At 74.6% G+C, this 26076-nt stretch carries 22 protein-coding genes and 1 tRNA gene; 13 read left to right on the top strand and 10 right to left on the bottom strand.

What is annotated here, in order from left to right; all coding sequences use genetic code 11:
• Positions 1 to 8 precede the first annotated feature (8 nt).
• Positions 9 to 440 carry an ATP-binding protein gene (locus ACFVXG_RS34630; protein WP_387933394.1) on the bottom strand — a complete coding sequence of 144 codons (432 nt, stop codon included), beginning with the start codon at positions 438 to 440 and terminating at the stop codon, positions 9 to 11.
• A 161-nt stretch (positions 441 to 601) separates the two neighbouring features.
• Here ACFVXG_RS34630 and ACFVXG_RS34625 point away from each other — a divergent pair, with 161 nt between their 5' ends.
• The 5 genes from ACFVXG_RS34625 to ACFVXG_RS34605 all read left to right on the top strand — a co-directional run bounded on the left by ACFVXG_RS34625 (position 602) and on the right by ACFVXG_RS34605 (position 2772).
• Positions 602 to 1552: a helix-turn-helix domain-containing protein gene (locus ACFVXG_RS34625; protein WP_387933393.1), complete on the top strand. Its 951-nt coding sequence runs from the start codon at positions 602 to 604 to the stop codon at positions 1550 to 1552.
• On the top strand, positions 1512 to 1646 hold the full coding sequence (locus ACFVXG_RS34620; protein WP_387933391.1) for a DUF397 domain-containing protein: 135 nt from the start codon (positions 1512 to 1514) through the stop codon (positions 1644 to 1646). The genes ACFVXG_RS34625 and ACFVXG_RS34620 overlap by 41 nt, the downstream gene beginning before the upstream one ends.
• A gap of 19 nt (positions 1647 to 1665) precedes the next feature.
• Positions 1666 to 1860, top strand: a complete 195-nt coding sequence (locus ACFVXG_RS34615; RefSeq protein ID WP_387933390.1) for a DUF397 domain-containing protein — start codon at positions 1666 to 1668, stop codon at positions 1858 to 1860.
• Between the two features lie 52 nt (positions 1861 to 1912).
• Positions 1913 to 1996, top strand: a tRNA-Leu gene (locus tag ACFVXG_RS34610).
• A 161-nt stretch (positions 1997 to 2157) separates the two neighbouring features.
• A complete protein-coding gene (locus ACFVXG_RS34605; protein ID WP_387933388.1) occupies positions 2158 to 2772 on the top strand; it encodes a hypothetical protein in 615 nt (204 codons plus the stop codon).
• A gap of 18 nt (positions 2773 to 2790) precedes the next feature.
• On the opposite strand, the gene ACFVXG_RS34600 is transcribed toward ACFVXG_RS34605, so the two are convergent.
• Together ACFVXG_RS34600 and ACFVXG_RS34595 are read right to left on the bottom strand one after the other, a co-directional pair.
• Complete coding sequence (locus tag ACFVXG_RS34600; RefSeq protein ID WP_387933386.1) at positions 2791 to 3918, bottom strand: serine hydrolase domain-containing protein; 1128 nt, start codon at positions 3916 to 3918, stop codon at positions 2791 to 2793.
• Positions 3919 to 3947: 29 nt separating this feature from the next.
• A complete protein-coding gene (locus ACFVXG_RS34595) occupies positions 3948 to 4325 on the bottom strand; it encodes a DUF4190 domain-containing protein (protein WP_387933384.1) in 378 nt (125 codons plus the stop codon).
• Between the two features lie 135 nt (positions 4326 to 4460).
• Here ACFVXG_RS34595 and ACFVXG_RS34590 point away from each other — a divergent pair, with 135 nt between their 5' ends.
• The 3 genes from ACFVXG_RS34590 to ACFVXG_RS34580 all read left to right on the top strand — a co-directional run bounded on the left by ACFVXG_RS34590 (position 4461) and on the right by ACFVXG_RS34580 (position 8565).
• Positions 4461 to 5684, top strand: coding sequence for a sensor histidine kinase (locus ACFVXG_RS34590; RefSeq protein ID WP_387933382.1), 1224 nt, complete (start codon positions 4461 to 4463; stop codon positions 5682 to 5684).
• Positions 5681 to 6355, top strand: a complete 675-nt coding sequence (locus tag ACFVXG_RS34585; RefSeq protein WP_387933380.1) for a response regulator — start codon at positions 5681 to 5683, stop codon at positions 6353 to 6355. Before ACFVXG_RS34590 ends, ACFVXG_RS34585 begins: the two co-directional genes overlap by 4 nt.
• A gap of 77 nt (positions 6356 to 6432) precedes the next feature.
• Positions 6433 to 8565, top strand: coding sequence for a serine/threonine-protein kinase (locus ACFVXG_RS34580; RefSeq protein ID WP_387933378.1), 2133 nt, complete (start codon positions 6433 to 6435; stop codon positions 8563 to 8565).
• Between the two features lie 77 nt (positions 8566 to 8642).
• Here the strand turns inward: ACFVXG_RS34580 and ACFVXG_RS34575 are convergent, their stop codons facing one another.
• Both ACFVXG_RS34575 and ACFVXG_RS34570 read right to left on the bottom strand, forming a co-directional pair.
• Positions 8643 to 9305: a DUF4097 family beta strand repeat-containing protein gene (locus ACFVXG_RS34575; RefSeq protein WP_387933376.1), complete on the bottom strand. Its 663-nt coding sequence runs from the start codon at positions 9303 to 9305 to the stop codon at positions 8643 to 8645.
• 311 nt (positions 9306 to 9616) lie between these two features.
• Positions 9617 to 9829 carry a cold-shock protein gene (locus ACFVXG_RS34570; protein WP_350507498.1) on the bottom strand — a complete coding sequence of 71 codons (213 nt, stop codon included), beginning with the start codon at positions 9827 to 9829 and terminating at the stop codon, positions 9617 to 9619.
• A 179-nt stretch (positions 9830 to 10008) separates the two neighbouring features.
• Here ACFVXG_RS34570 and ACFVXG_RS34565 point away from each other — a divergent pair, with 179 nt between their 5' ends.
• The 5 genes from ACFVXG_RS34565 to ACFVXG_RS34545 all read left to right on the top strand — a co-directional run bounded on the left by ACFVXG_RS34565 (position 10009) and on the right by ACFVXG_RS34545 (position 15781).
• Positions 10009 to 10596 (top strand): TetR/AcrR family transcriptional regulator, encoded by a 588-nt coding sequence (locus tag ACFVXG_RS34565; protein WP_387933373.1) that lies wholly within the window; start codon positions 10009 to 10011, stop codon positions 10594 to 10596.
• A gap of 45 nt (positions 10597 to 10641) precedes the next feature.
• Positions 10642 to 11646, top strand: a complete 1005-nt coding sequence (locus tag ACFVXG_RS34560; protein ID WP_387933372.1) for an RNA ligase family protein — start codon at positions 10642 to 10644, stop codon at positions 11644 to 11646.
• A gap of 208 nt (positions 11647 to 11854) precedes the next feature.
• The gene (locus ACFVXG_RS34555; RefSeq protein WP_387933370.1) at positions 11855 to 12904 is read left to right on the top strand and encodes an alpha/beta hydrolase; all 1050 of its coding nucleotides are present in this window, start codon (positions 11855 to 11857) and stop codon (positions 12902 to 12904) included.
• 238 nt (positions 12905 to 13142) lie between these two features.
• The gene (locus ACFVXG_RS34550) at positions 13143 to 14060 is read left to right on the top strand and encodes a diiron oxygenase (protein ID WP_387933368.1); all 918 of its coding nucleotides are present in this window, start codon (positions 13143 to 13145) and stop codon (positions 14058 to 14060) included.
• Between the two features lie 41 nt (positions 14061 to 14101).
• On the top strand, positions 14102 to 15781 hold the full coding sequence (locus tag ACFVXG_RS34545) for a 4Fe-4S binding protein (RefSeq protein WP_387933366.1): 1680 nt from the start codon (positions 14102 to 14104) through the stop codon (positions 15779 to 15781).
• 20 nt (positions 15782 to 15801) lie between these two features.
• Here ACFVXG_RS34545 and ACFVXG_RS34540 read toward each other — a convergent pair whose 3' ends face one another.
• The 5 genes from ACFVXG_RS34540 to ACFVXG_RS34520 form a co-directional block, all read right to left on the bottom strand.
• Positions 15802 to 16869, bottom strand: coding sequence for an aromatic ring-hydroxylating dioxygenase subunit alpha (locus ACFVXG_RS34540; RefSeq protein ID WP_387933364.1), 1068 nt, complete (start codon positions 16867 to 16869; stop codon positions 15802 to 15804).
• Positions 16870 to 16874: 5 nt separating this feature from the next.
• A complete protein-coding gene (locus ACFVXG_RS34535) occupies positions 16875 to 17729 on the bottom strand; it encodes an SAM-dependent methyltransferase (RefSeq protein ID WP_387933362.1) in 855 nt (284 codons plus the stop codon).
• A 184-nt stretch (positions 17730 to 17913) separates the two neighbouring features.
• A complete protein-coding gene (locus ACFVXG_RS34530) occupies positions 17914 to 20478 on the bottom strand; it encodes an FtsX-like permease family protein (protein ID WP_387933361.1) in 2565 nt (854 codons plus the stop codon).
• On the bottom strand, positions 20472 to 21245 hold the full coding sequence (locus tag ACFVXG_RS34525; RefSeq protein WP_387933359.1) for an ABC transporter ATP-binding protein: 774 nt from the start codon (positions 21243 to 21245) through the stop codon (positions 20472 to 20474). The genes ACFVXG_RS34530 and ACFVXG_RS34525 overlap by 7 nt, the downstream gene beginning before the upstream one ends.
• A gap of 98 nt (positions 21246 to 21343) precedes the next feature.
• Entirely contained in the window at positions 21344 to 26053 is a 4710-nt protein-coding gene (locus ACFVXG_RS34520) for a DNA repair ATPase (protein ID WP_387933357.1), read from the bottom strand.
• Positions 26054 to 26076 lie beyond the last annotated feature (23 nt).

The following is a 26076-nucleotide window of genomic DNA, read 5'->3' as shown; positions in this document are numbered from 1 at the left end:
GCGGTCTTTCAGGCGGCGAGGAGGGTGGTGGGGGTGGGGGCGATGAGGGCCCAGACGAACTTGCCGATGCCGCCGGCGCGGGGGCAGCAGCCCCAGCGTTCGGCGAGTTCGTTGACGAGGAAGAGGCCGCGTCCGTGCTCGTCGGTGGGGGTGGGGGTGCGGAGGGAGGGGCGGCCGGCCCCGGCGTCGTGGACCTCGACTCGGAGGCGGTTGTTGGTGAGGGCGAAGCGGATTTCGATGAGGCGGTCGTCGGGGGCGTCGGTGTGCTGGACGGCGTTGGCGAAGAGTTCGCCGAGGAGGAGTTCGGCGATGTCGCGGTAGCGGTCGCCGGTGGGGAGGGCGGCGAGGTAGGCGCGGAGCAAGTACCGGGCCAGGGGGGTGGATTCGACGCAGGAGTCGAGGCGGGCGGCGAACGCGCGGGGGCGGCGGGAGATGGGCATGGGGGAGTTCCTCGGGGGGCGGATGGGGGAGTGCGGGAGTAGTGCGCAATCACGCTATGCATGCAAATGATTGCGTTCTGGTGTCAATCATCGGGGCTCCAGAGGTACGGTGATGGCCGAAATCAGGTGCCACGGGCACGTGGTGTGTGAGGGGGCCGGCTGTGGCACATCGGCGGTTCAAGCGGGAGTTGACGGCTAGTTCGGCGGAGCTGTTCGGCGAGGAGCTGCGGTTCTACCGGGAGCTGGCCGGCTTCACGCAGGAGGAGCTGGGCAAGCTGCTGCACTGCAGCCGGACGAACATCACTCGCTATGAGACCGGTCAGCGCCGCATGCCGCCGGAACTGGTGGAGAAGGCCGATGAGCTGCTCAACACGGGCGGTGCGCTCAAGCGGCTATGGGGGAGGGTGGACTGGAATGCTGGGATTGAACATCCGGACTGGTTTCAGACCCATGTAGACATGGAAGCCGAGGCGGTGGCCGCAAGGATCTTCCAGTTGGCCGTCGTGCATGGCCTCTTGCAGTGCCGCGAATACGCCGAGTCCGTCCTGGCGGTCAGTGATGCGGCTGGAAAGCCCAAAGTGATCGAAGAGCGAGCGGCTGCGCGATTGGCGAGGCAGCGGCGGTTCCTAGAGCCGGACGGGCCGACTCTGCTAGTGATTCTGGATGAGAGTGCCATCCGAACTGTCGTTGGCGGGCCCAGGGTGATGAGGCGCCAGATGCAGCACCTGTTGACCGTTTCGAGACTGCCGAACGTGATCATTCGGGTCGTGCCGTTCACGCGTCGACCCGCCAATGCCGACAAGTCCATGGTGATGCTGGAGATGCCAGATGGGCGCACCTGCGTCTACTCCGAGAGTCTCGATCGCGGGCACTCCAGCGATGATCCGGCGATCGTTGCGCGGCATCGCTGGAGCTATGATCTGCTCCACGAGGCGGCACTGTCTGTGGCCGACTCGCTCGCGCTGATCGCCGATGCGCTGGAGGGGTTCAGAAATGACGAGGAACAAGCTCGATTCGACGGTCTGGCGCAAGAGCAGCTACAGCGGCAGCAACGGGGGCGACTGCATCGAGGTGGCCCTCGAATCCCTCCCCGGCGCCGTCCCGGTGCGTGACTCCAAGGACCCGAACGGTCCGGCCCTCGTTTTCTCGGCCTCCGCTTGGGCAGCCTTCGTAGCGGCCGTCCGTGAGGGCGACCTTCCGGCGTAGAGCCTCGGAGGGGCTGGCGATGTTGGTCTGGCGCAAGAGCAGCTACAGCGGCGGCAACGGGGGCGACTGCATCGAGGTAGCCCCCGGATTCCCCGGCCTCGTCCCCGTGCGTGACTCCAAGGACCCCCATGGCCCGATCCTGGTCTTCCCCGCGCCGGCCTGGGACGCCTTCCTCTCGTCCGTCCGATCCGGGGACTTCCCCTCGTCGACCTGAGGTGGTCAGGGGCACCCCTCGAGATGGTCTATAGTTAACCCATCACCCAGATGCGCGGGTGGCGGAATAGGCAGACGCGCTGGATTCAGGTTCCAGTGCCCGAAAGGGCGTGGGGGTTCAACTCCCCCCTCGCGCACAGCGAACGGCCGGTTGATCTTCGGATCAACCGGCCGTTTTGTCGTCTCGGCATGGCCACGAAGCATCGTCGAATCTCCTCCGCCGCCCCCGCCGCCCCCGCATCGCGGATGTGAGGGCCCGGGGGCCGGACTGTCGGAGTGGGCTGGCACACTCCCCGCCATGAAGATGATCGAGGCGATAGAAGCCGTCCTGAAGGCGAACAACTCGGAGGACGAGCCCGGCTTCCTGGGCGAGTTCACGCTGGCGGGGCGGCTGGCGAGCCGCGGGGAGATCGCGGTGTGCGGTCTCGACGGCGGGGACTTCTACACGTTCACCGATGTCGCCGACGGCCTGCACGAGGTGTACCTGGCGTACGACTGGGACGACGAGCGGGGTGCCACCGTCTCCGCCGTCGCGCTGGTCGCCGCCGGCACCGCCCCCGAGGCGCTGGTGGAAGCGGACTGGGAGGAGGCGTCGGACGACGTCAACGTGCTGAGCGAGGACGCCTCGGCGATCTACTCCAGCACCCCCGACAACCTGGTCATCGGCGGGGCCCTCCACCGGACCGCCGACTTCGCGGCGGCGGAGGACCCCGTGGCCCAGGTCGTGGCCGGGTTCGACGCCCAGCAGCAGGCCGGCTCCCGGACCCCCGTGCTCGATGTCGTCGTCGACCCGGCGAGCGGCGCGAACGCCCTGGTCTTCCCCACCTGCGACTTCACGGCGAACAGCATCCTGGTCGGCCGGGACGGGAGCGGTGCGGGCGTCGGGATCTTCTGGTCCAACTTCGACGGCTGACGCCCGACGGGCGGCGGATCAGCGGCAGAGTGCCGCGTCCACGACCTTCTCCAGGTGCCGGGTGACGGCCCCGTCCGCCGGGATCTGGGTCACCGCGATGTTGGCCGCCCGGCCGTCGTCGGTGGCCCCGCCCCGGGTCTCGAAGCCCGGGATGTCCCCGCCGTGACCCCAGTAGACCCCGCCGCAGGACAGCGGCCGGCTGATGAGCCCCAGCCCGTACCCGGCGCCGGTGGTGCCGATCGGCACGGTGGTGCGCATCTCGGCGAGCTGGGCCGCCGGTAGGAGGCGCCCGCCGAGCAGCGCGGTGAAGAACTGGTTGAGGTCGGCGTTGGTGGAGATCATCTGTCCCGCCGCCCAGCCCGCGGAGGGGTCCAGCTCGGTGGTGTCGATCATCGGGCCGCCGGGCTTCTCCTGGCGGTAGCCCTGGGGGTGGGCCTCCCGGATGCTCCGGTCGCCGGTGGCGGGGAAGTACGTGTGGCGCAGCCCGATCCGCTGGATGATCCGCCGGTCGATCTCCTCGGCGAGGGGGCGGCCGGTGATCTTCTGGACGAGCAGGCCGACCAGCACGTAGTTGGTGCTGCTGTAGCCGAACTTCTCCCCGGGCGCGGAGTCGGCCTTGTGCCGGAAGGCCAGGTCCAGCAGCTCGCGCGGCTCGAAGTACCGCTGCTGGATGGTGGATTCCTCGATGTCGCCCTCGTAGTCGGGCAGGCCGCTGGTGTGCTGGAGCAGCTCGCGCACGGTGATGCGGTTCCCGTCGATGCCGTCCCCGCGGACGAGGCCCGGCAGGTAGGTCTCGATCGGTTCGTCGAGGCGGACCTTCCCCTCGCCGACCAGTTGCAGCGCCACGACGGCGGTGAAGGCCTTGGTGTTGCTGCCGATCCGCACCTGGCCGTCCTTGGGCACCTTCGCACCGGTGGCCAGGTCGCCGACGCCCGCCGTGTAGGCCTGGGTGCGGCCCTTGCGGTCCTTGACGCTCGCGAGGGCGGCGGGCAGGTGGTCGGCCTGCACGAGGGCGTTCAGGCCCTGCTGGACGGTGTCCGGCTTGCCGGCGGCGGATACGGCGGCGGAGGCGGCGGGCGGCACCAGCGCGCCCGCCGTCATGATGCCGATGGCCACCGCCAGTGCGGTTGATACGGCTCGTCGCATGAGTCAACTCCTGTGGAATCGTGGGGAAATCAGTGGTGGTCGCTGAACTGCTGCTGGACGCACTGCCGGTACTCGCGGAGGCTGTCGGGCCGGTAGCACGGCTGCGTCCGGTCGGCGTACCAGGCCAGGAGGACGGCGGCCAGGACGGACACCGCGATCGCGATGAGCGACGTCACCACGGCGGCGTCGGCCATGCCCCGGCCGCTCCCCGTCCGCCGGGCGGTCCGCAGGGCGATGACGCCCAGGACCAGACCGAGGACGCCGAGCAGGCCGCCGATGACGACGACCGAGGTGAGCAGGCCGAGGACGCCCAGCACCAGCGCGGCCACGGCCGGGCCGTTCCTGCGTGCGGCCTGGAGGTCCAGGGGGCGGACAACCGTCCGGGTCTCGTCTTCTCGGGTGCGCATCGGCCGTCCTCTCGTCAACTGGCAGGACACGATCGTGGGTTCAGGACCCCCGTGCGCACATCGCGGGAAAGCGGGAAAAGGCCCTCCCCCGATCGGGGGAGGTGGCCGCTGACCTGCCCGGACATACTTGCGGGCATGATCAGGGGAATCCGGCCGCTGCTGCGCGGCTCCACGTACACGGGTGCGCTGTTCGCCTACTGCGGCGCGCTGGCGAGCCTGCCGCTGCTGCCTTTCGGCATTCTGCCCGCGGTGGCGTGGCGCTCCGCTCCGTACGTGGTGCAGGCCGTGCTGACCCTGCTGGCCTGGGCGGTGCTGATCGGCGTGCTCGGGCTGGCCCGCACCACGCGCCGGGTACTGGTCGCGTCCGCCCGCAGGCTGCTGGGGGTGCCACTGCCGGATCCGGCGACGTCCGGCGCCGACCGCTGGCGGACGCCGCTGTGGCTGCTGCTGCACGTGGCCCTGGGGTGGACGGGGGCGCTGGCGAGCGGCGTGCTGCTCCTCATCGGCTTGTCGCTGCCGGGGGGCTGGCTCGACGGTCAGGCGGAGCTGAGCCTGTCCGGCTGGTCGGTGCGGGTCGACGGCGGCGGGTGGAGCTGGGTGGCGGCGGTCGTGTGCGTGCTGCTCGCGGTGGCCGGGTGCGCGGCGGTGTCGGCGGCCCTGCGGTGGCTGGCGCCGCGCCTGCTGGGGCCGTCCCCGGCCGAGCGGCTCGCCCAGGCCGCCGAACGCGAGCTGCGGCTCGCCGAACGCAACCGGCTGGCCCACGAGTTGCACGACTCGATCGGGCACACCCTGACGGCCGCCACCATCCAGGCCGCCGTCGCGGGCGAGGTGCTCGCCGCCGACCCGGTGGCGGCGCGGGCCGCCATGCGCAGCATCGAGGAGTCCACCCGGGCCGCCCTGGAGGACCTGGACTACGTCCTGGGCGTGCTCCGCGAGGAGGAGGCGGGCACGGCGCCCACCCGGACCCTGGCCGACCTGCCCGAACTCCTGGACCGGCTGCGGCACGCGGGCGCGGTGGTGGAGCCGGAGCTGACCGGCGACCTGGCGCAGGTGCCGGGGACGGCCTCCCGGGCGGCGTACCGGATCCTCCAGGAGGGGCTGACGAACGCGCTGCGGCACGGGGCGGGCGGGCCGATCGCCGTCCGGGTGGCGGCGGCGCCGGACGCGCTGGAGCTGGGGGTGGTCAACCGGACGGGGGGCGGTGCGGGGGCCGGTGCGGGTGCCTTCCCGACGTCCGGGCACGGCCTGCCCGGGTTGGCCGAGCGGGTGCGGCTGCTGCACGGCGAGTTCGAGTCCGGACCGGACGGGGACGGGCACTGGCGCCTGGCCGTCCGGCTGTCGGTCCGGGTGTCGGCGTGAGCACCGCGCCCAGCGCCCCCGTCACCCTGCTGATCGCGGACGACGACGACATCACCCGCAGCGGCCTGCGCACCCTGCTCGCCGCCCAGCCCGGGATCGAGGTGGTCGGCGAGGCCGCCGACGGGGTCGAGGCGGTCGAGCAGGCGGGGCGGCTGCGGCCCGACGTCGTCCTGATGGACGTGCGGATGCCGCGCCGCAACGGGATCGAGGCGACCCGGCAGCTGCTGGCGGAGTCCGCCGAGCCGCCGAAGGTCGTGGTGATCACCACCTTCGAGAACGACGGCTACGTCACCGCCGCGCTCAGCGCGGGGGCCAGCGGCTTCGTCCTCAAGCGGCTCCCGGTCCGGCAGATCGCGGAAGCGGTAAGGGTGGTGGCGGCGGGCGAGGCGATCCTCTTCCCGGCGGCGCTGCGCCGGATGGTCGCCGCCCGGCCCCTGGACTCCGCCGAGGCCCTGCCGCAGGCGGCGCTGACCGGACGGGAGGAGGAGGTGCTGCGGCTGATGGCCACCGGGCAGTCCAACCCGGAGATCGCCGGGACGCTGACGGTCAGCCTGGAGACCGTCAAAACGCACGTCGGGAACGTGCTCACCAAGCTCGGGGCGCAGAACCGGACCCACGCGGTGGTGATCGCGTACGAGTCGGGCCTGGTGGTGCCGGGCTTCGCGGGCTGAGCCTGCCTCTCCCGCCGGTCCGGGCCCCCACTAGGGTGGGCCGGTCGGCCAGACGGGCCTGGGGGAGGAATCGGCACGTGACCTTGTCGGAACACGATCCGCGGGAGATCGGCGGGTACCTCCTGGAGGGCAGGCTCGGCGCGGGCGGGATGGGGGTCGTCTACCGGGCCCGGTCGGTGTCCGGGCGGCAGGTGGCGGTGAAGGTGATCCGGCCCGAGCTGGCCGCGGACGCCGAGTTCCGGGCCCGCTTCCGGCTGGAGGTCACGGCCGCCCGCAAGGTCAGTGGCGCGTTCACCGCGCCGGTGCTGGACGCGGACGCCGACGCGCCGTCGCCCTGGCTGGCGACGCTCTTCATCCCCGGCCCGTCCCTGGGCGAACGGGTGGCCGGGCAGGGCCCGTTGGCGCCGCCGGAGGTGCGCAGGTTGGCCGCCGGGCTGGCCGAGGCGCTGCGGGAGATCCACCGGGTCGGGCTGGTCCACCGGGACCTCAAGCCCGGCAATGTGCTGCTCGCCGAGGACGGTCCGCGGGTGATCGACTTCGGCATCGCGCGCAGTGCCGGTGAGACCCAGTTGACCAGTACCGGTGTCGCCGTGGGGACGCCGCCGTTCATGGCTCCCGAGCAGTTCCGCAGCGGTACGGCGACAGCGGCCACGGATGTGTTCGCGCTCGGTTCGGTGCTGGCCTTCGCGGCGACCGGGCGCGGGCCGTTCGGTGCGGACTCCTCGCACGCGGTGGGTTTCCGGGTGGTGTACGAGGAGCCGGATCTGACCGGGCTGGCGCCCGAGCTGTATCCGTTGATCGTCGGGTGCCTGGCCAAGGAGTCGGAGCAACGGCCCACGGTGGAGGGGCTGTTGCGGCTGATCGCGGACGGGGCGCGGGAGCGGACCGTGCAGCTGCAGCTGCGGACGGGGCCGGTGACGCCGGCTGCTGTTCCTGTTCCGGCTCCGACTCCGGCCCCTGTTCCTGGTCCGACGCCGAGCCAGACGGCCCCCAGCCAGGTCGCCCCGGTGCCGGTGCAGCCACCGGCGCCGCCGACCGTACCGCCGTACCTGCCGAGCCCCGCCCCCGCCGGCCGACCCCGACCGCGCAAGGCCCTGCTGATCGGCTCCGCCGTGGCCGCCGTCGTGGTCGCCGCCGCGGGCACGCTCGGCTACCTCACCTGGCACGACCAGCAGCCGGGCACCGGTCCGGCCGCCCTCCCCTCCGGCGTCAGCTGCGCCCCGGCGGGCAAGGCCACCGTCGGTGCGGACGGGATGGAGGGGCCCCTCGTCGAGCAGTGGGCGGCGGACTTCGGCAAGGCCTGCCCGGGCACTCAGCTCAGCTACCGGGCCCCCGCGCCCGGCAGCAACTACGAGGAGGCGTTCAAGAACGCCCGTGCCAGCGAGTTCTCCAACGGCGAGGTCGACGGTGCCACCTTCGACGTCGCGACGACCGACCTACAGGCGTCCACCTACGGGAAGCACTGCTCCACCGGGGTGCTGGTCCAACTCCCGGTCACCGTGGTTCCCGTCGCGGTCGTCTTCAACGTGCCCGGGCTGACCGACCTGGTGCTGGACGCCCCGACGCTCGCCAAGATCTTCCGGCACCAGATCGAGAACTGGAACGACCAGGCGATCAGGGCGCTCAACCCGGCTGCGGTGCTGCCCGCTTCCCCGATCGACGTACGGGGCCCGGTCGGCCTGTCGTGGTCGGCGTACGTCTTCGGCCAGTACCTCAGCACGGCCGTGCCCGACTACGGGACGAGCGACGTGGGCGCGACCTGGGATCCCGGCGTGAAGCCCCCGTCCGGTGCGACCGAAGCGACCTTCCCGAACCTCATCGCCGGCACCACCGGGTCGATCGGCTTCGTGCCGCTGCGGGACGTCGGGAACCTCCACACGGTCCGGCTGCGGAACGGTGACTCAGACGTGGCCCCGAGCGTCCCGAGTGCCAACGCGATGGCCGCGACCGCCACGGTGGACGCCTCGGGCCGCAGGGTGTCGGTCAAGCTCGACTACCAGAAGCCGGTGCCGAACGCGTACCCCATGGTCGGCTTCGGCTACGTCACCTTCTGCGAGCGCGGCGGGGGTTCCGCCCTGCTGGCGGGCTTGACCTCGTACGCGGTCAGCGGCCCGGGCCAGGCCAAGGGGGACGCGCTCAAGTACGGCACCCTGCCCCCGGCCGTCGTCCAGAAGGTGCAGGGGGCGCTGGCCGACCTGCGTTCCCAGTAGCGGGCCGTCCGGCCGGTCCCGTCCCGCGGCCGGCCCGGCCCCGTCCCGCGGTCGGCCCGGCCCCGTCCCGCGGCCGGTCAGAGGCTGCGGGCGGTGATGTCGCCGTACGGGGTGGTGGCGCGGATCTGCAGTTCCGCGCTGCCGTCGTTGGCGAGGGCGTTGTGGATGCGGCCGTGGCCGGTGCCGGCGTCCAGGGTGGCCGAGACGCCCGCGGCGGCGGCGATGGTGATGCTGCCGGACTGGGTGGTCAGCGCCACCGTGCCGGGGCCGGCCTCGGCGATCCGGATGTCGCCCCGCGAGGTGCTGATGTCCGCGGTGCCGTTGATCCGGCCGACCTCGACGTCCCCGTCGACGGCGGTCAGGCGCAGGGCGGCGGCCTCCTCGATCCGGATCTCCCGGTACGCGCCCCGGTAGGCGACGTCGCCGAGGCGGCCCACGCTCTGGAGCTCGGTGGCCTCGGTCTTCGCCTCGACCCGGGAGCCGGCGGGCAGCTGGACGGTGACGTCCAGGGCGCCGGGGCCGAGCAGCGAGTTGACGGGCGGCGCGGTGCGGACCTGCAGCACGCCGTCGGCGTAGCTGACGACGGCCTGCTCGGCGGTCTCCACGTCGCGCTTCTTCGAGGCGTCGGCCGGGCGGACCTCGACCACCGTGTCGGTGCGGTCGGAGGCGGCGAACCGGATGCGCCCGGCCGGGACCTCGATGAGCGCGGTGATGGCGGCGGGGGTGTCGAACTTCTGCATGGTGAGCTCCTCGTCCAGTGCTGCGGGCCCTTGCGGCCCGTCGTTTCTGACGAGGGAAACGCTACGTTGCATTCAGCATGCTGGCAACGGGATTGGTGTGCAGAATCGGCATCAGTGCAGGTGAATGACGGGAAATCATTGCAATGCGCTGGAGGGTAACGCAATGGGTCCGAGAGGATCTGTTGCAATGAACTGAGAGTTAACGCTATGCCGGGCTCGGCTCGACGTGCCATCCGCCCCTGAAAAGCCGAACGCGCGCCCGGTCGGCCGCTGTCGGCCGGGCGCGCGAACGGATCAGCCGGGGCCGGCCGCTACTCCTCGACCCGCACCTTGTCGGCCTGCATGCCCTTCTGCCCCTGGACGGCCTCGAAGGAGACCTTCTGGCCCTCCACCAGGGACTTGAAGCCGGTCGACTCGATCGACCGGAAATGCACGAACAGGTCGGCGCCGGACTCCGGGCTGATGAACCCGTAGCCCTTCTCGTCGTTGAACCACTTCACGGTGCCGTTCTGGCGCTCGGCCATGCCTACTCCTCGGGTCGGGGCGCGGTGCCGTCGCGTGATCCTCTCACGCAGAGCATGTGATCCGGCGCGAAGAGTAGTCGCCCTGCCCTTGTGTGCCCGGGTCGGGCTGTCGGTCGGGTGGCCGGAGCGATACGGTCGTATCGGAACGGGGTGGCCCAGGGGTGGAAGGCGGGTGGCGGATGCCCAGGCAGGTGGACCATGAGGAGCGGCGGCGGCGGATCGCCGAGGCGGTGTGCGCGCTGATCGACGAGCAGGGGCTGGAGGGCGTCAACCTGCGGGACGTCGCCACCCGGGCCGAGGTGTCGATGGGGGCCGTCCAGCGCTGCTTCCGCACCAAGGAGGAGATGCTCCGGTTCGCCCTCGGCCACATCGGCCGACGCGTCACCGAGCGGGCCCACGGGCGGGTCGTGGCCAGCCCCGCCCAATCGGCGGCCAGCATGGTCGGCCATGTCGTCGGCGAAGTGGCGCTGCTGGGCGACGAACACCGCGCCGAGGCCCGGATCTGGCTCGCCTTCCTCGCCGCGGCCGCCGTCGACCCCGCCCTGGCCGCCGGACTGCGCACCAGCTACGCCGACCTGGAGGGGCTGCTCGCCCGGCTCGTCGCCGAGGCCTCGCCCGCCCTCGACGCCCGGCGCGAAGCCCGTACGCTGCTCGCCCTCGCCGACGGGCTCACCGGGCACGTGCTGATCGGCCACCGGACGGCGGCGGAGGCCGCGGACCTGCTGCACGCCCACCTCGCCGGGTTGTGGGGCACGGCCCGGACGTAGACATTTCCGTTGCCAGGGGCGGGCTTTGCGGCGAGGATCCTGTTCGTGTCCGAATCCGGGTCCGAACTGAAGCCCTATCCGAAGATCCCCGCGAAGGGGCGCCCCGGCGCGCCCGGCAGTCGTGAGTGGACCGCCGCGGAGAAGGTCCACGGCGCGCACTTCGCCGTGGTCTGCGAGGGCGACACCGTGCGGGCCGCCAAGCGGCGCGACCTGCTCGGGGACGAGGACCTCGACGCGTTCTTCGGGGTCAGTCGGATCTGGCCCCAACTGCTCGTCGCCGCAGGCCGGTTCGCGGCGGCGGTCCGGGCGGGCCGGGGCGGCGACGCCGTCGTCACGGTGTACGGGGAGCTGGCCGGCGGCCGCTACCCCCACCCCGCCGTCCCCGCCGCCCCCGGCGTCGACCCCGTGCAGACCGGTGTCTGGTACGCCCCCGGGCTGCGCTGGCTGCCCTTCGACGCCACGGTGGAGACCGCCGACGGCCGGGTCTGGCTCGCCGACCGGGACCTCCGGGCCGCCGCCGGCGACGCCGGCCTCAGCTGCGTGCCGCTGCTCGCCCGCGGCCCGCTGAACAGCCTCCAGGACCTGCCCGCCGCGTTCCCCAGCCGGGTGCCCGCCCTGTTCGGACTGCCCGAACTCGCCGACAACCTCGCCGAGGGCTACGTCCTCAAACCCGCGGGGGAGTGGCGCGAGTCCGAGGCGGGCCGCCCCGTGCTCAAGGTCAAGCAGAAGGCCTTCGCCGAGGACGAACGCTACGACGGCGCCCGCCCGTACCTCCCCCCGCCCGAGGGCGCCGCCGGCGCCCCCGCCTGGCTGCTCGTCCAGGCCTCGGCCCTCCTCACCCCCACCCGCGCGGCGGCGGCCGTCAGCAAACTCGGCCCGCGCACGGCCCCGGAGGCCGTCGCGGTGGAGATCGCCCAGGACGTCTCCGACGAACTCGCCGAAGCCCTCGGCGGCTTGGAGCGCCCGACGCTCACGGCCCTGCGCCACGCCCTCGAACCCGCCGCCCACGCCCTGGTGCTCTTCGACGCCCAGGACCGGCGCCAGTCCTGATCGGGGGCGGGGCGGGGCGGGGCAGGCGGCGCGCTGAGCCGTGCACAGACTGGCGTACGGGTCGGTGCACGCACCGGACGGAACGGGTCGAGGGCGGCTCCAGACGGCATCGAGGAAGCTTCCAACTCCCTTGGGGGGAGCCCATCATGGGCTCCCGGTCCGGGGCCCCAGCCGAGGGGCTCAGACAGAGGCCCCAGGAGGCAGCAGAATGTCGATTCCATTCCCCGTCCGGATCCAGGCCGCCGTCGTCCGGGCCGCGTACGCCCTGCCCCAGGGCCTGCGGCGGGCCTTCGCCGGGAAGGCCGAGGTACGGGACGGGCAGACGCTCGCGCTGGACGCGCAGGTCATCCTCAAGTTCCAGCGGATGTCCAAGGCGACCATGGTGATGCCGGGCGGAGTGGGCCCGTCACGGGACGAGATGGAGTACGCGCGGCACCTGGTGGGCGGCCGGACGATCGCCTCGGTGGCCGTGCGGGACGTCGGGATCCCGCAGGAGCAGGGCGAGTTGGCGGCCCGGCTGTACACGCCGGGCGGGGTGGGGAAGGGCTCCGGGCTGCTGGTGTACGTGCACGGCGGCGGCTGGGTGGTCGGCAGCCTGGAGAGCCACGACCACGTCGCGCGGTTCCTGGCGGAGCGGGGCCGGGTGCGGGTGCTGTCGGTCGGGTACCGGCTGGCGCCCGAGCACGCGTTCCCGGCGGGGCTGGAGGACGTCCAGGCCGCGCTGGACTACGCCTTCGCCAAGGCGGTCGACCTGGGCGCCGACCCGGAGCGGATCGCGATCGGCGGGGACAGCGCGGGCGGCAACCTGGCGGCCGTCACGGTCCAGCAGGCGGTGCGGCGGGGCGGCCCGGTGCCGGTGTTCCAGCTGCTGCTGTACCCGGTGACCGACCTGTCGACCAAGCGCGACTCGCACCGGCACTTCGCCGAGACCTACTTCCTGACCAGCGACAACATGGACTGGTTCGCCGACCGGTACGCGCCCGAGCCGCTCGACCGCACCGACCCGCGGATCTCCCCGCTGCTCGCCGAGGACCTGGCCGGGCTGCCGCCCACCTACCTCAGCACCGCGGGCTTCGACCCGCTGCGGGACGAGGGCGAGGCGTACGCGCAGGCGCTGCGGGAGGCGGGGGTGGACGTGTACCTGAGCCGGCAGTCGGACCTCATCCACGGCTACGCCAACTACATCGGTGTCGGCCACCGCTTCGCGGAGGCGACGGCGGAGGCGGCGGAGGCGTTGCGGAAGGCGGTCGGCGCCTGAGCGACGACGGGCGTTCGGCGCGCGAGGCGCGCGAGGCGCGCGAGGCGCGCGAGGCGCGCGAGGCGCGCGAGGCACGCGAGGCAGGCACAAAGGGCGGGACCCCATCCTCGGGGTCCCGCCCTTCCTGCCGTGTACGGGGTTCGCCGCTGCGCAGGGGGTTCTCGGGACCCGGCTCTTATTGTACTGTCCGTCTAATAAGGCGGGTGAGCGGGAACCCGCAGGCACCCTGGAGGCATCCATGGCTCTCACCGGGCAGGCAGCGGCGGACCACGGCCACACCGCCGCCGACGACGACGTCTCGAAGCGACTGCTGGAGTCGGCCGCGACCCTCTCCTACGACCCCATGACCGAGATCGACTGGGACGCCCCCCTCCCCGAGGAGCACTACGGCCTCAACCCCGAGTGGAGCACCCTCTACGGCACCCGGCTGTGGGACGAGATGACCGAGCCGCAGCGGGTCGCGCTCACCCGGCACGAGGTCTGCTCGATCATGAACACCGGCATCTGGTTCGAGATGATCCTCCAGCAGATGGTGCTGCGCGACCAGTACCTCAAGAACCCCGCCAACGCCGAGTTCCAGTTCGCGCTCACCGAGATCGCCGACGAGTGCCGGCACTCGATCATGTTCGCCCGCGCCTGCCAGAAGATGGGCGTCCCCGCCTACCGCCCCAACAAGGTGATCGCCCAGGCCGGGCGCGCCTTCAAGGCGCTCGCCAAGGGCGAACTCGCCTACGGCGGCATCCTGGTGGCCGAGGAGGTGCTCGACGTCATGCAGCGCGACTGGATGCGCGGCGAGAACGTCCTGGAGATCGTCCGCGGCTCCTCCCGGATCCACGTGGTCGAGGAGTCGCGGCACATGAAGTTCGCCCGGCAGGAGATCCGCGAGCGGGTGCGCCACGCCGGCCCGGCCCGCCGCCGCGCCTCGGCCACCGGCATCGCGATCGGCGCGTACGTCATCGTCAGCAGCATGGTCCACCCGGGCGTGTACAAGGCCGTCGGGCTGGACGTCGGGCGGGCCCTCGACGAGGTGAAGGGCAACGAGCACCGCAAGGCGATGATGCGCAACAGCTCCCGGCACCTGATGGCCTTCCTCGCCGAGACCGGGCTGATCACCAGCCGGTCGGCGGCCATCTACCGCCGTGTGCACATGCTCTGACGATCCGTCACCTCACCCCACAGCGAGGACCCACCCCGGCCATGGCCTACGCGATCACCCGGACCTGCTGCAACGACGCCTCGTGCGTGTCCGTCTGCCCGGTCAACTGCATCCACCCGACCCCGGACGAACCGGAGTTCGGCACCACCGACCTGCTGTACATCGACCCGCAGGCGTGCATCGACTGCGGCGCCTGCGCCGACGCCTGCCCGGTCGACGCGGTCTTCCCGGTCGACCGGCTGCGCGGGCCGGACGTCGTCTACGGCGACCTCAACCGCGACTGGTACCGCGACCACCCCAACGACCACTCCTGGGGCGCGCCCAGCTTCCCGCGCAGCCTGCCGGGCGAACTCGGCACCCTGCGGATCGCCGTGGTCGGCACCGGACCGTCCGCCGGGTACACCGCCCAGGAACTGCTGCGCTGCACCAGCGCCGAGCTCACCATGATCGACCGGCTGCCGGTCACCGGCGGCCTGCTGCGGCACGGCGTCGCCCCCGACCACCAGTCCACCAAGCGGATCGCGGAGAGCTTCGCGAGCGTCTTCCACGACCCCCGGCTGCGGATGCACCTCAACCTGGAGGTCGGCACCGACGTCACCCACGAGGAACTGGCCGCGCACCACCACGCGGTGGTGTACGCGGTCGGCGCGGCCGCCGACCGGCGGCTCGGCGTGCCCGGCGAGGACCTGCCGGGCAGCCTGCCCGCGACCTCCTTCGTCGGCTGGTACAACGCCGACCCGACGGTGCCGGCCGACACGGTCGAGCTGTCCGCCGAGCGGGTCGTGGTGGTCGGCAACGGCAACGTCGCGGTGGACATCGCCCGGATCCTGCTCACCGACCCCGACCGGCTCGCCGTCACCGACATCGCCGACCACGCCCTGGCCGCGCTGCGCCGCAGCCGGGTCCGGGAGGTCGTGCTGCTGGCCCGGCGCGGGCCCGAGCAGGCCGCCTGGACCACCCCGGAGTTCCTGGCGCTGCGCCGGCTGCCCGGCGTCGAGCTGGTGGTCGAGGACCACCCGCAGGTGCGGGCGGCGATCGAGTCGGCCGCGCCGGACTCGCGGGCCGCGCTGCTGGCCGGCCTGCCGCTGGTGCCCACGGGCGAGGGTGTGGAGCCGGGGCCAGAGTCGGAGTCGGGGCCGGGCCGGCGGATCGTGCTGCGCTTCCTGTCCGCCCCGGTGGAGCTGACCGGGGCGGACGGCCGGGTCTCCGGGCTGACCGTCGAACGGACGGTGCTGACCGCGGACGGCGAGCCCGGCGGCCCGACGGGCGAGCGCGAGACCCTGCGGGCCGGGCTGGTGGTGCGCTCCATCGGGCACCGCGGCGTGCCGGTGCCGGGGCTGCCCTTCGACGAGCGGACCGGGACGGTCGCCCGGCAGGGCGGCCGGGTCGTCGACCCGGCCACCGGGCGGGCGCTGCCGGGCGCGTACCTGGTCGGCTGGGCCAAGCGCGGGCCGTCCGGCGGGATCGGCGCCAACCGGGCCTGTGCGCGGGAGACGGTGGACGCGCTGCTGGACGACGCGGTGGCCCGGGTGCTGCCGGAGCCCTCGGCGGGGCGGGCGGAGTTCGAGCGGCTGGTGCGGCGGCGCCGGCCGGACGCGGTGGGGCTGCGGGAGCTGCGCGCGGTGGACCGGGCGGAGCGCGAGCGGGGGGCGGCGCAGGGGCGGCCGCGGGTGAAGCTGGCGACGGTGGCGGAGCTGCTGGCGGCGGGGCGGCGGCGGTAGGGCGTCAGGACGTCAGGACGTCAGGACGTAGGGCGTTCGGAAGGGAGGGCCCGCGCGGGGTGGATGCCCGGGCCCTCCGCCTCCACCGCGTCGTCGACCCCGGAACTCTCCGGAACTCCGGACCCCTCCGGGACTGCGGCGCCCTCCGGGTAGAACTGCCGGGCCCAGCGCCGGAACAGCCCGATCGAACGCTCCCCGGGCACCAGCCGCGGCTGCGCCAGGTACCGCTTGTGGGCCAGCACCGGCCGGTCCTGCTTGATGATCCGCACCGAGGCCTGCAAGGCCAGCCAGGACGCCGCCCGGTCCACCGTCCGCGCCGCCCCGACCCCCGGCACCGGCACGGTGACGGTCACCGCGAAGCGCACCAGGGTGCGCCACGGCGCCAACGGAGTCGGCAGCACCCACACCTGCAACTTGCTTCCCAGTTCCGGTAGTTCGGCGACCATCCGGATCATCCCCAGGCCGGCCAGCGTCACCGGCTGCTCCAACTGCACCGTGCCCAGGCCCGGGAACCGGGTGACGGTCCGCTGGTGGACGGTGAACAGCGGGCCGTCCACCTCCGGCGGGGCGGTCTCCCGCATGTCCAGACCGTGCAGCACGGCCGCGTGCCGGAAGTCCACGCTGTTCTCCAGCACCTCCTGCGGATGGGACAGCACCTCCCCGCTCCACCAGGCCAGCGGCCGCACCCCGACCGCGGGCGGCAGCTCCCAGGCGGGCGCGGCGCCCTCCGGCCCGCCCCGCCAGACGAACAGCGCGCCGTCCCGCTCGACCAGTCGGCGTCGCGTCAGCTCACCGCGGAACCGGGTGCCGTCCGGAGAGCCCGTACAGGAGCCGTCCGGGCCGAAGGCGAAGCCGTGGAACGGGCAGACCAGCTCCTCGCCCCGGACCCGCCCGCCCGCGCCGAAGTGGGCGCCCAGGTGCGGACAGTGCGGCCCGATCGCGCGCACCGCGCCCCGGGCCGTCCGGTACAGCACCACGTCCTCGCCCATCAGCCGGGCCGTCCGCACCCGGCCGGGCGGCAGATCACGCGCGCGGCCCACGCAGAACCAGCCGCTCGGGTACGGCAGCGGGGCGGAGTGCTCGTCCATGGCGGTCACCTCGGTGGCTTGACGGCGGTGTGAACGTACCAGGCGACGTGCTCGCGCACCGCGTACATCTCCACCGTGGAGCGGAGATTGAGCCAGCGCGCCGGGTCGCCGAAGCGGCGCACCAGCTCCCACGGCAGTCGGAAGTACGCGTGCACCGCCTCGGTGGTCGGCAGGTAGCGCGGCGTCGCGTCCAGGGACTCCTCGACCTCGAAGCCGGCCCCGGCGAGCAGCTCCGGCAGGTTGCCGGCGTGGTAGAGCCGGGCGCCGGTCATCGCCATCGCGGCCAGGAACGGTTCGAGCAACGCCCGGGCGGGCGGCGGGAGTTCGTCCACCGGGCGGGTGCTCATCGGGCCGAGCAGCACCAGCCGCCCGCCCGGGCGCAGCACCCGGTGGAACTCGGCCATGGCGCGGGCCGGGTGGTAGGAGTGGACGAGCGTCTCCATCGAGTAGGCGCCGTCGAACTCCTCGTCCGGGAAGGGGAGTTCGTGGAAGTCGCCCCAGCGGAAGTCGGTCCGGTCGGCCAGTGCGGCGCGGGCGCTGAGCCGCCGGGCCTCGGCGAGGTGGAAGTCCAGTACGTCGACCCCGGTGACCAGCAGCCCGAACCGGGTCGCCATCGCCCGGGCCACCACCCCGGCCCCGCAGCCCGCGTCCAGCACCCTCGACCCGGCGGGCAGGGCCAGCTTGCGCCCGAGCACGTCCTGCAACTGCCGCTGCGCCCGCCACAGCCGCCACTTCGACTGCCCGGGCTCGGTCCACCCCCAGTGCCGGGCGTTGCGCGCCACCCGGGCGTAGAACCACCGGCTCCCGGGGCGTCCGTACACCCGGCGCAGCGCGGCGAGATCCAGCTCCTGGGCGACCATGCCGCCACGCTAGCCGCGCCCCGGCGCCCCCTCCCGGCGGCGCCACGGGCGGTTGCGCCGCCAGGAGGGTTCGTACGCTCGTCGGACGGGATGATCGGCTGACCAGCGCGCCGTCGGAGCTGCGCGCACCTGCGAGCGGCCGGTGACTCCCCGGGAGTCACCGGCCGCTCGCGTGGCGACGGGCTCAGGCCGCGCCCGCCGCGCCGCGGAGGATGCCCTGGCCGTCCCGGCCGCGCAGGGCCAGGGCGGCCGGGAGGACGGCCGCGGTCAGGGCGATGGCCGCGCAGCAGGCCGCGAGGACGCCCAGGATCGTCCAGGGCACCAGGACGGGCGTCGGGCCGACCAGGGCGGTCAGCGCCGCCCAGGAGCCGCCGAGGCTGATCGCCGTGCCGAGCCCGCCCAGCAGGGTGCCGGCCGCCACGCACAGCAGCGTCTCGACGGCGACGGCGCGCAGCACCTGGCCCCGGGTGGCGCCGGCCAGCCGCAGCAGGGACAGCTCCCGGCGGCGGTCGCTGACCGTCATCACCAGCGAGTTGGCCAGGGTGATCGCCGCGTAGCCGATGGCCAGGCCGAGGATCATCAGCAGGGCGTTCCAGGACTGCTCCGCGGTGCTGTCGGTGGCGGCCGACCAGACCTGCTCCGGCGTGGCGAGCCGGGCGCCCAGCCCGTCCACGGCCGTCCGCAGCGCGGCGGTGGCCCGGGCGCGGTCGGTGCCGGGCAGCAGCCGTACGTCGATCCGGTCGGCCAGGGCCGGGCCGCCGACCCCGTCGGTGACGGCGTCGGGGCCGGTCACCCAGGCCTGGACGGCCTCGGCGCCGGTGCCCAGCACGGCGGCGACCCGCAGCTCCCGCGGGGTGCCGTCGGCCAGCCGGACGGACACCTGGCTGCCGACCGCGGGCGAGCCCGGCCAGGTGCGGCTGAGCGCGACCGAGCCCGGGCCCAGGTCGGCGAGCGAGCCCGCGACCACCGGGAGCCGGTCGACCGCGGCCAGCGCGGCGGGGTCCGCCACCGCGGCCCGGAACGGCACCAGGGCCTGGCCGTCGGAGACCGGGGCCATCAGGGAGGTCGGGGTGATCACCGCGGCCTCGACCCCGGGCACCGCCCGGACGCGGTCCGCCACGGCCCGGCTCAGCCCGGGGGTGCCGGCCGGGCTGACCACCAGGTCGGCGGCGGACAGCTGGGCGCGGGCCTCGGTGACCTGGGCGCGGTTGATGGTGTCGATGCTGCCGACCAGGCAACCGGCGAAGGCGATGATCAGCACCACCGGGGTGGTGGTCGCGGCGGTGCGCCGGAAGGCGGACAGCGCGCTCTGCCGGGCGGTCGCCCAGACGATGCCGCCGCCGTCCTCGGCGGCCCGGCCGCGCAGCCGGGCCGCCAGCGCGGGCAGCGCCGTCAGCAGCCGGATCGCCGGACCGGCCAGTACGGCCGCCAGCAGTACGCAGCCGGCCACGACCGGCAGCAGCAGGGCGAGCGAGTCGGCGACGCTCGCCGCCGCGTCCGGCCAGCTGCGGGCGGTCAGGGCGAGGGCCGCGACGGCTCCGCCGAGCACCAGCAGCCCGCTGACCCAGCGGAACGCCAGCACGGCGCGCGAGGTCCGCTCGGCGTCCGCCTCGGCGAGCGCCTCGCCCGGGCTGATCAGCCCGGCCTTGACGGAGGAGAACACCACGCCGGTGGCCGCGGTCAGCAGCCCGATCGCGCCCGCCGCCAGCAGCCCCCACCAGGTGACCGGGACGGTGAACTCGGCCGGCACCAGGTCGCGGTCGACCAGCCAGCGGGCGGCCGGAGCCGCCCCGGCCGCGCCCAGCGCGCACCCGGCGGCGGAGGCCAGCACGCCGACCACCAGCGCCTCCCGGTTGACCAGGGCCCGCAGTTGGCGGCGGGTGGCGCCGATCAGCCGCAGCAGGGCGAGTTCGCGGCGGCGCTGGGCGATCGACAGTGCGAAGGTGCCGCCCACCACGAACACCGCGGTGCCGCCGGAGACCGCGGCGGACAGGCCGAGCGGGGTCTGCACGCCGTCCAGCCGGGCGGCGACCTCGGCGTGGTGCGGGTCGGCCTGGCTGCGCTCGGCGCCGGTCAGCACCCGGGCCACGCCCGCCCCGCCGTTGGCGTCCACGGCGCGGCGCACCGCGTCGGCGGGGCCGAAGGCGGCCAGCGCGCCGACGGCGGGGCTGAACCGGGCGGCCCGGGCGTCGGTGAAGAAGACGGCGTGCTCGAAGGACTCCGCCTCGGTGACGCCGGAGACCGTCGCGGTGTGCGGGCCGTCGGCGGTGACGAACCGGACCGGCCGGCCGACCTGCTCCGGGCGGCCGCCGCCGATGACGACCTGGTCGTCGGAGGCGGGGGCGGTCCCGGCGGTGAGCCGGTAGCCGCCCAGGGCGGCGCTCGACCAGGCGCGGCCGACCTGACCGCGCGGGCCGTCCGCCAGCTGGGCGTAGAAGGTGTGGTCCTCGACCGTGCGGCCGGTCGCGGCGACGGCGGCCAACAGCCCGGCGGGCAGCCCGGGTTGGGCGGGGACCTGGGTCGGCTGGACGTCGCCGCCGCCCGCGGGGGTGAAGTCCACGTTCCGGTCGGCGACCAGCAGCACCGGGGCCTCGGAAAAGCGCTGGCGCCCCTGGTCGGGGACGCCGACGGTGGCGGCGATGACCAGGATCGAGGTGGCCAGCAGGGCGACGCCGCAGGCCAGCGCGATGAAGCTGCCGACGAAGGAGGCCCAGCGGAGCCGGACGGAGGCGAGGGCGAGGCTCAGCATGCGACGGCCTCCGGGGTACGGGCCTCCAGCGAGTCGGCCTCCAGCGCGGTCATCCGGGCGGCGACCTGCTCGGCCGTGGGCCGCTCCAGCGAGCCGGCCAGCCGGCCGTCCCGGAGGAAGAGCACCCGGTCCGCGTACCCGGCGGCGACCGGGTCGTGGGTGACCATGACCACCGCCCGGCCGGGGTCGTCGGCCATCCCGCGCAGCAGGGTGAGCACCTCGCGGCCGCTGCGGGTGTCCAGGGCGCCGGTCGGCTCGTCGGCGAGCAGCACCGCCGGGCGGGTGATCAGCGCCCGGGCGATGGCGACCCGCTGCTGCTGGCCGCCGGACAGCTCGCCCGGCCGGTGCCCGGCCCGGTCGGCGAGGCCGACGGCGGCCAGCGCCGCGGCCACCTCGGCCGGCGCGGGGCGGCGGCCCGACAGCTTGGCCGGGAGCGCCACGTTCTGCGCCGAAGTCAGGGCGGGCAGCAGGTTGAAGGACTGGAAGACGAAGCCGATCCGCTCCCGGCGCAGGATCGTCAACTCCTTGTCCCGCAGCCCGCCCAGGACGGTGCCGTCCACCCGCACCTCGCCCCCGTCGACGGCCTCCAGCCCGGCGGCGGCGCGCAGCAGCGTCGACTTGCCGGACCCGGAGGGTCCCATGACGGCGGTGAAGGTGCCGAAGGGGAACCCGACGGTCACGTCGTCGAGCCCGACGACGGGTTCGGGCCCGCGCCGGTAGGTCCGGCGGACGGAGCGGAGTTCGACGGCGAGGTCGGTGGCGTTCATGATCCCCATCCCACCGTCCGGGGCGGGGGTGGCTCAATGACCAGGGGTTCACTTCCGGGGGTGTAGCCAGCTACACCCCCCACCGGCCACCCCTTCGGCTACGCCCCCTCGCACCACCGGCGCTTCAGCTGCTCCCAGCGCCCGGCCTGCTCCGGGGTCAGGGTGCCGCGCAGTTCGGCGAGCTTGAGGAGCTGGGCCTCGGCGTCGGCGCCGAGCGGCTGGGCCTCGGCGCGGTAGTGGTCGGTGAGCAGGGCGTCGAGTTCGGGGCGGGTGAGGGCCGGGTCGAGGCGCTGGGCGAGCTTGGCCATGTTGCGGTAGGAGCCCTGGAGCAGGAACGGCGGCTCGGTGCGGGCGCGGTCGTCCTGGGCGGCGGAGGCGAGGTAGGCGCGGTTGACGGCCAGGACGGTGCCGCGCAGGTGGAGCAGCCCGGCCAGGACGGCGGTCATCCGCTCGACCTCGGCGGCCGGCCAGGCGCCGGCCAGGGTGCCGCCCGGGGTGCCGGCGGCGCGGGCGAGCAGGGTGTCCAGGTCGGCCCGTTCGGCGGTGGCCAGCGGGGCCAGGTGGGGGCTGGCGGGCAGGGCGTTCTCGACGAAGCTGAGCGCGAAGAGGTCCTCGCGGCCGGCGACGGTGTCGCCGAGGTTCCAGACGTCGGCCCGGTTGGCGAGCATGTCAGGCAGCCGGAACAGCCGCCCGGACTCGGTGTACGGGTTGGCGGCCATCACGACGGCGAAGCGCTTGCCGCGCAGGTCCCACTCGCGGGCCTCGCCGTCCGCGACGCCGTCGATCCGGCGCTGGGCGTCGCACAGCGGGATGAAGCGTTGCAGGAACTCGGGCGAGGTGTGCTGGACGTCGTCGAGGTGGAGCAGCACGTTGTCGCCCGCGTGCAGCGCGAAGTTGAGCTTCTCCAGCTCGCGCCGGGCGGCGGCGTCGGGGGCCTCGGCCGGGTCCAGCGAGGTGACCTTGTGGCCGAGCGCCGGGCCGCTGACCGAGACCAGCAGCAGGCCGAGCCGCTCGGCCAGGTACTCGACCAGGGTGGTCTTGCCGTAGCCGGGCGGGGAGACGAGCAGCAGCAGGCCGCTGCGGTCCACCGGCCCGCCGGGGCCCGCGGTGCCGAGCTGCTTGGCGAGGTTGTCGCCGATCAGCGGCAGGTACACCTGGTCGATCAGCCGGTTGCGGACGAAGCCGTTGAGCGGCGCGGGCCGGTACTGGTCGAGCCGCAGCCGGGCGTGCTCGGCGGCCAGCAGCTCGCCGCGCAGCCGCTGGTAGGCGCGCTGGCCGGGGGCGTCGACCTCCTCGAACTCCCGTACCCGGGACAGCAGTTCGTCCAGTCGCAGGTCCAGTGCGCCGCCCTTCAGTCGGGGGTGGTCGCCGAGCAGTCCGGTCAGCCGGGTGGCGACGGCACCCTCGGCGGGGCGGCGCGGCAGGGTCGGGCAGAGCAGTACGGCGGCGGCCTCGGCGCGGTCACCCGGGTCGGCGTCGGCGGCGGCCGACTCCAGCCAGGCGGTGGCCAGTTGGCGCCGGGCGGGCAGCAGTGCGGGGTCCTCGGGCAGCGCGGCCAGGGCCTCGGTCAGCCCGGCCGACTCGGGGGTGGCGTGGAACTTCTCCAGCAGCGTGTGGGCCCCGGCCGAGTGGGCGAAGGTCGGTGCGGCGGCGGCGAGTTCGGCGACCAGGTAGTCCCCGGTGCCGGTCGCGTCGGGGACGAACCCGGCCACGGCGGCGGACAGTTCGGCGGCCAGGTCGACGAGTGCCGGGGCGGTGCCGCCGTACGCCTGCCGGGCGAGGCCGAGCGAGCGGGCCCGGGTGTGCCAGACCAGCCGCTGCCGCTCGTCCGTGCCGTGCGCCCAGTACAGCTGGGCGGCCGCCCGGGCCGCCGCCGGGTGCCGCAACAGGCCTGCCTCGGAGCGGAGTTCGAGCAGGGCGCGGAGCACCAGGGCGGCGTCGTGGTCGTGCACCCCGCGCTGGTAGCCCTCGTCCGGGCGCCCCTCGGCGGCCCGCCGGACATACGCCAGCAGGTCGCCGTCGGGCAGCGAGTCCGGTTCGGCGGCCAGCAGCAGGCTCGCGGCCAGGTACTCGGCGCGGTACAGCGCGGGCGTCTCGGAGGGCAGCGGCCGGGACCAGTACCGCTCGGTGGCGGCGAAGGCCGGGTCGGTGACCGGGGCGCGGTAGTCGGTGCCGGTGAGGGTGAAGGCGGGGCGGCCCCGCCAGGGCAGCAGGGTGAGTTCGGGGCGCTGGGTGGTGACCGCGAACAGGTGGCGGCCCAGCCGCAGGGTGCCGGGGCCGTCCCCGGCGAGCTCGGCGCGGTCGCGCAGCGCCCGGTGGGCGCGGCCGCGGGCGGCGCGCAGCCGTCCGGTCAGCTCCTCGGCCCGGACCCGGTCGCCGAGCGCGGTCAACTGCCCGGCGAGGTCGCGGAGTTTGACGGCCGTCGGGTCGGCGGCCAGGGCGGCGTCGATCTCGGCGGCGGTGCCCAGGGCGGCCAGCCGCCGGTGCAGGGTGTCGAGGATCCGCTCGGCGGAGGCGGCCAGCCGGTCGGCCCGGCCGGCCCGCTCCTCCAGCAGGTGCTGGCGGCGGGCGGTGAGCGCGTCGTGGATCTCGGTGCGCCGGTCGGCGAGCTGTTCGCCGAGCGCCGGGTCGGCGTCGGCGAAGCGGGTCTCCAGCTGCTCGATCCGCAGCAGCAGCCGGCCGAGCCGGTCGTCGCAGGCCTCCGGGGTGTCGGCGGCGGCCAGCGCCGCGGTGACGGCCTGGGCGAGCAGTGCCGTCTCGGCGGCGAACTCGGCGGCGGCCTCGCGGGTGCGCAGCTCCCGGCGGCGGACGGTCAGCGTGCTGCGGGCCCGGTTGAGCAGCCCGAGCACGTCGGCGAGCCGGTCCAGGATCGCGGTGCGGGTGGTGGCGTCGGCCAGGTCGAGGGTGCCGACCAGCTCCGAGACGGTCTGCAACGCCTCGCTCTGCGCGGTGAGTTCGAGGCCCAGCGGTTCGGCCTCGGCGGCCGTCGCCAGCGTGGCGCAGCGCTCGGCCAGCTCGCCCGCCCGGCGCCGGTGCGGCTCGAAGGCGGTGGGTTCGGCGAGCTGAATCACTGCTCGGTCGGCGGCCTCGGCCAGCCCCTCGGCGAGATGCTCGGCGAGCGCGTCGATCCGCTCCGGGCGGGCGCGCGGCAGGTCGCGCAGCGCCTCGACCCGGCCCTGGGCGCGGCGCAGCGCGGCCAGCCGGTCGACCCACTCGGCGGCGTCGGCGAGGGTCTCGCCGCGCGCGGTGCGCAGCAGGCCCTCGACGTGTTCGGCGGTCTCCTCGGTGCGGGCCGCGGCGTGCGCGGTGAGCTGGGCGACCGCCTCGTACTCGGCGATCACCTGCCGGGCGGTGTCACGGATCCCGGCGAGCGGCGCGGCGAGGTCGCCGAGGCCGCTCTGGCCGAGCCAGTGGTGCCGGTCGGCGGTGCGGGTGCAGGCGGCGAGCACGGCGTGGTGCCCGGCCGGGGTGTCGGCGCCGGCCGCGGCCAGCCGGGCGAGGGCGAGGCAGTCGGCCAGGCCGCGGACCAGGTCGGCGTTGCCGATCCGGGCCAACGGGCCGGTGCCGGGCGGCTGTTCGGCGGCGTGGCGCTCGCTGGTGAAGGGGCTCTGCCAGAGCTGGACGGGGTGCAGCCGGGTGGGGCCGTCCTCGGCCGGGCGCAGGGCGATGAGGGTGCCGTCGTCGAGCAGCGCGTAGCCCTGGCAGGCGAGCGGGGCGGCGGCCTCCTGGCGGACGGAGTTGTACGGCTGGAGCAGCGCCCGGCCGTCGGTGGCGGAGCGGAACTCGTACAGCACGTCCTCGCCGTTGGGGGAGAGGACGGTGCGCTCGTACGCCAGTCCGTCGACCGGCTGGTCGAAGACGCGCACGGTGCCGTCGGCGAGGTGGCAGCCGCCGGGGAAGGCCACGCCCTGGTCGGCGGGCAGCCGCAGGCAGGCCTGGCCGAGTGCGTCGATCCGGGTGACCCGGCCGGTGGGCAGGTGGACCACCAGGTGCCGGACGGTCTCCTCCTGGTAGGGGCGCACCCGCACCAGCAGCAGGGTGGCGAGCCGGGCGTGGGCGATCTGGGCGTCGGCGAGGGTCTGCAGGGCCTCGGCGAGCGGCTCGTGGTGCAGGTCGCGGCCGTCGGGGGTGGTGAGGGTGAGCCGGCCGCCGTCCACGCCGAGGTGGAGTTCCCCGGCGAGGTCGGCGCGCGGCGCGGTGCCGGGGACGGCGGGCAGTTGGTCGTCGCGGGTGAGCGGCGTCCAGTCGAGCTGCTGGCCGTCGGCGGGGGTGTGGTCGCGTTCGCCGCGGCCGTCCTGGTAGCTCACCCGGTCGTCGTCGAGGTGCCAGCGCAGCACCCGGACGTCGGTGGCGGCCGGGCCGGTGCGGAAGACGGCGAGCAGCCGGCCGCCGACCGGGCGCAGCCGCTCCAGCCGGGCGTCTCGGAAGTAGCGGCGCAGGTCGGTGAGGTCCTGGCGCAGCCGGGGATCGGCCAGCAGGGCGCCCCCGGTGGGGGAGAGGTCCTCGGGCCGGTAGAGGGCGAGGAGGTCGGTGAAGTCCTCGGCGCCCGCCACCGTCTCGACCGGGCGGGTGCCGAGCAGCAGCAGCCCGCCGACGGCGGTGAGGTCCTGCGGCAGGCAGGTCCGGGCGGTGGTGAGCCGCCCGGTGCCGGTCAGCCGCAGTTCCCCGCCGCCGAACTCCTCGACCCGGCGGGTGTTCAACACCCGCGCGCGGTCGGCGAGTTCGGCGGCGGCCCGGGCGAGCCGGTCGCGCAGGACCTCGTAGGTGCCGGCGTCGGGCCGGGCGTCGTCGAGGGCTTCCACGGTCATTCCTCAGGTGGTCGGCGGGGTGG

This window comes from Kitasatospora sp. NPDC058162, assembly GCF_042884005.1.
GTDB lineage: Bacteria > Actinomycetota > Actinomycetes > Streptomycetales > Streptomycetaceae > Kitasatospora.
The sequence above is the reverse complement of the archived record's forward strand: the minus strand, read 5'-3'. Positions and strand labels throughout refer to the sequence as shown.

What these genes read in the sequence shown, in the direction of transcription:
- ACFVXG_RS34605 (WP_387933388.1), top strand. Translation starts at nt 2,158, where the DNA reads ATGAAGATGATCGAGGCGATAGAAGCCGTCCTGAAGGCGAACAACTCG.
- ACFVXG_RS34530 (WP_387933361.1), bottom strand. Translation starts at nt 20,478, where the DNA reads ATGCTGAGCCTCGCCCTCGCCTCCGTCCGGCTCCGCTGGGCCTCCTTC.
- ACFVXG_RS34520 (WP_387933357.1), bottom strand. Translation starts at nt 26,053, where the DNA reads ATGACCGTGGAAGCCCTCGACGACGCCCGGCCCGACGCCGGCACCTAC.
- ACFVXG_RS34575 (WP_387933376.1), bottom strand. Translation starts at nt 9,305, where the DNA reads ATGCAGAAGTTCGACACCCCCGCCGCCATCACCGCGCTCATCGAGGTC.
- ACFVXG_RS34540 (WP_387933364.1), bottom strand. Translation starts at nt 16,869, where the DNA reads ATGGACGAGCACTCCGCCCCGCTGCCGTACCCGAGCGGCTGGTTCTGC.
- ACFVXG_RS34550 (WP_387933368.1), top strand. Translation starts at nt 13,143, where the DNA reads ATGGCTCTCACCGGGCAGGCAGCGGCGGACCACGGCCACACCGCCGCC.
- ACFVXG_RS34590 (WP_387933382.1), top strand. Translation starts at nt 4,461, where the DNA reads ATGATCAGGGGAATCCGGCCGCTGCTGCGCGGCTCCACGTACACGGGT.
- ACFVXG_RS34525 (WP_387933359.1), bottom strand. Translation starts at nt 21,245, where the DNA reads ATGAACGCCACCGACCTCGCCGTCGAACTCCGCTCCGTCCGCCGGACC.
- ACFVXG_RS34565 (WP_387933373.1), top strand. Translation starts at nt 10,009, where the DNA reads ATGCCCAGGCAGGTGGACCATGAGGAGCGGCGGCGGCGGATCGCCGAG.
- ACFVXG_RS34555 (WP_387933370.1), top strand. Translation starts at nt 11,855, where the DNA reads ATGTCGATTCCATTCCCCGTCCGGATCCAGGCCGCCGTCGTCCGGGCC.
- ACFVXG_RS34630 (WP_387933394.1), bottom strand. Translation starts at nt 440, where the DNA reads ATGCCCATCTCCCGCCGCCCCCGCGCGTTCGCCGCCCGCCTCGACTCC.
- ACFVXG_RS34535 (WP_387933362.1), bottom strand. Translation starts at nt 17,729, where the DNA reads ATGGTCGCCCAGGAGCTGGATCTCGCCGCGCTGCGCCGGGTGTACGGA.
- ACFVXG_RS34595 (WP_387933384.1), bottom strand. Translation starts at nt 4,325, where the DNA reads ATGCGCACCCGAGAAGACGAGACCCGGACGGTTGTCCGCCCCCTGGAC.
- ACFVXG_RS34545 (WP_387933366.1), top strand. Translation starts at nt 14,102, where the DNA reads ATGGCCTACGCGATCACCCGGACCTGCTGCAACGACGCCTCGTGCGTG.
- ACFVXG_RS34600 (WP_387933386.1), bottom strand. Translation starts at nt 3,918, where the DNA reads ATGCGACGAGCCGTATCAACCGCACTGGCGGTGGCCATCGGCATCATG.
- ACFVXG_RS34570 (WP_350507498.1), bottom strand. Translation starts at nt 9,829, where the DNA reads ATGGCCGAGCGCCAGAACGGCACCGTGAAGTGGTTCAACGACGAGAAG.
- ACFVXG_RS34615 (WP_387933390.1), top strand. Translation starts at nt 1,666, where the DNA reads ATGTTGGTCTGGCGCAAGAGCAGCTACAGCGGCGGCAACGGGGGCGAC.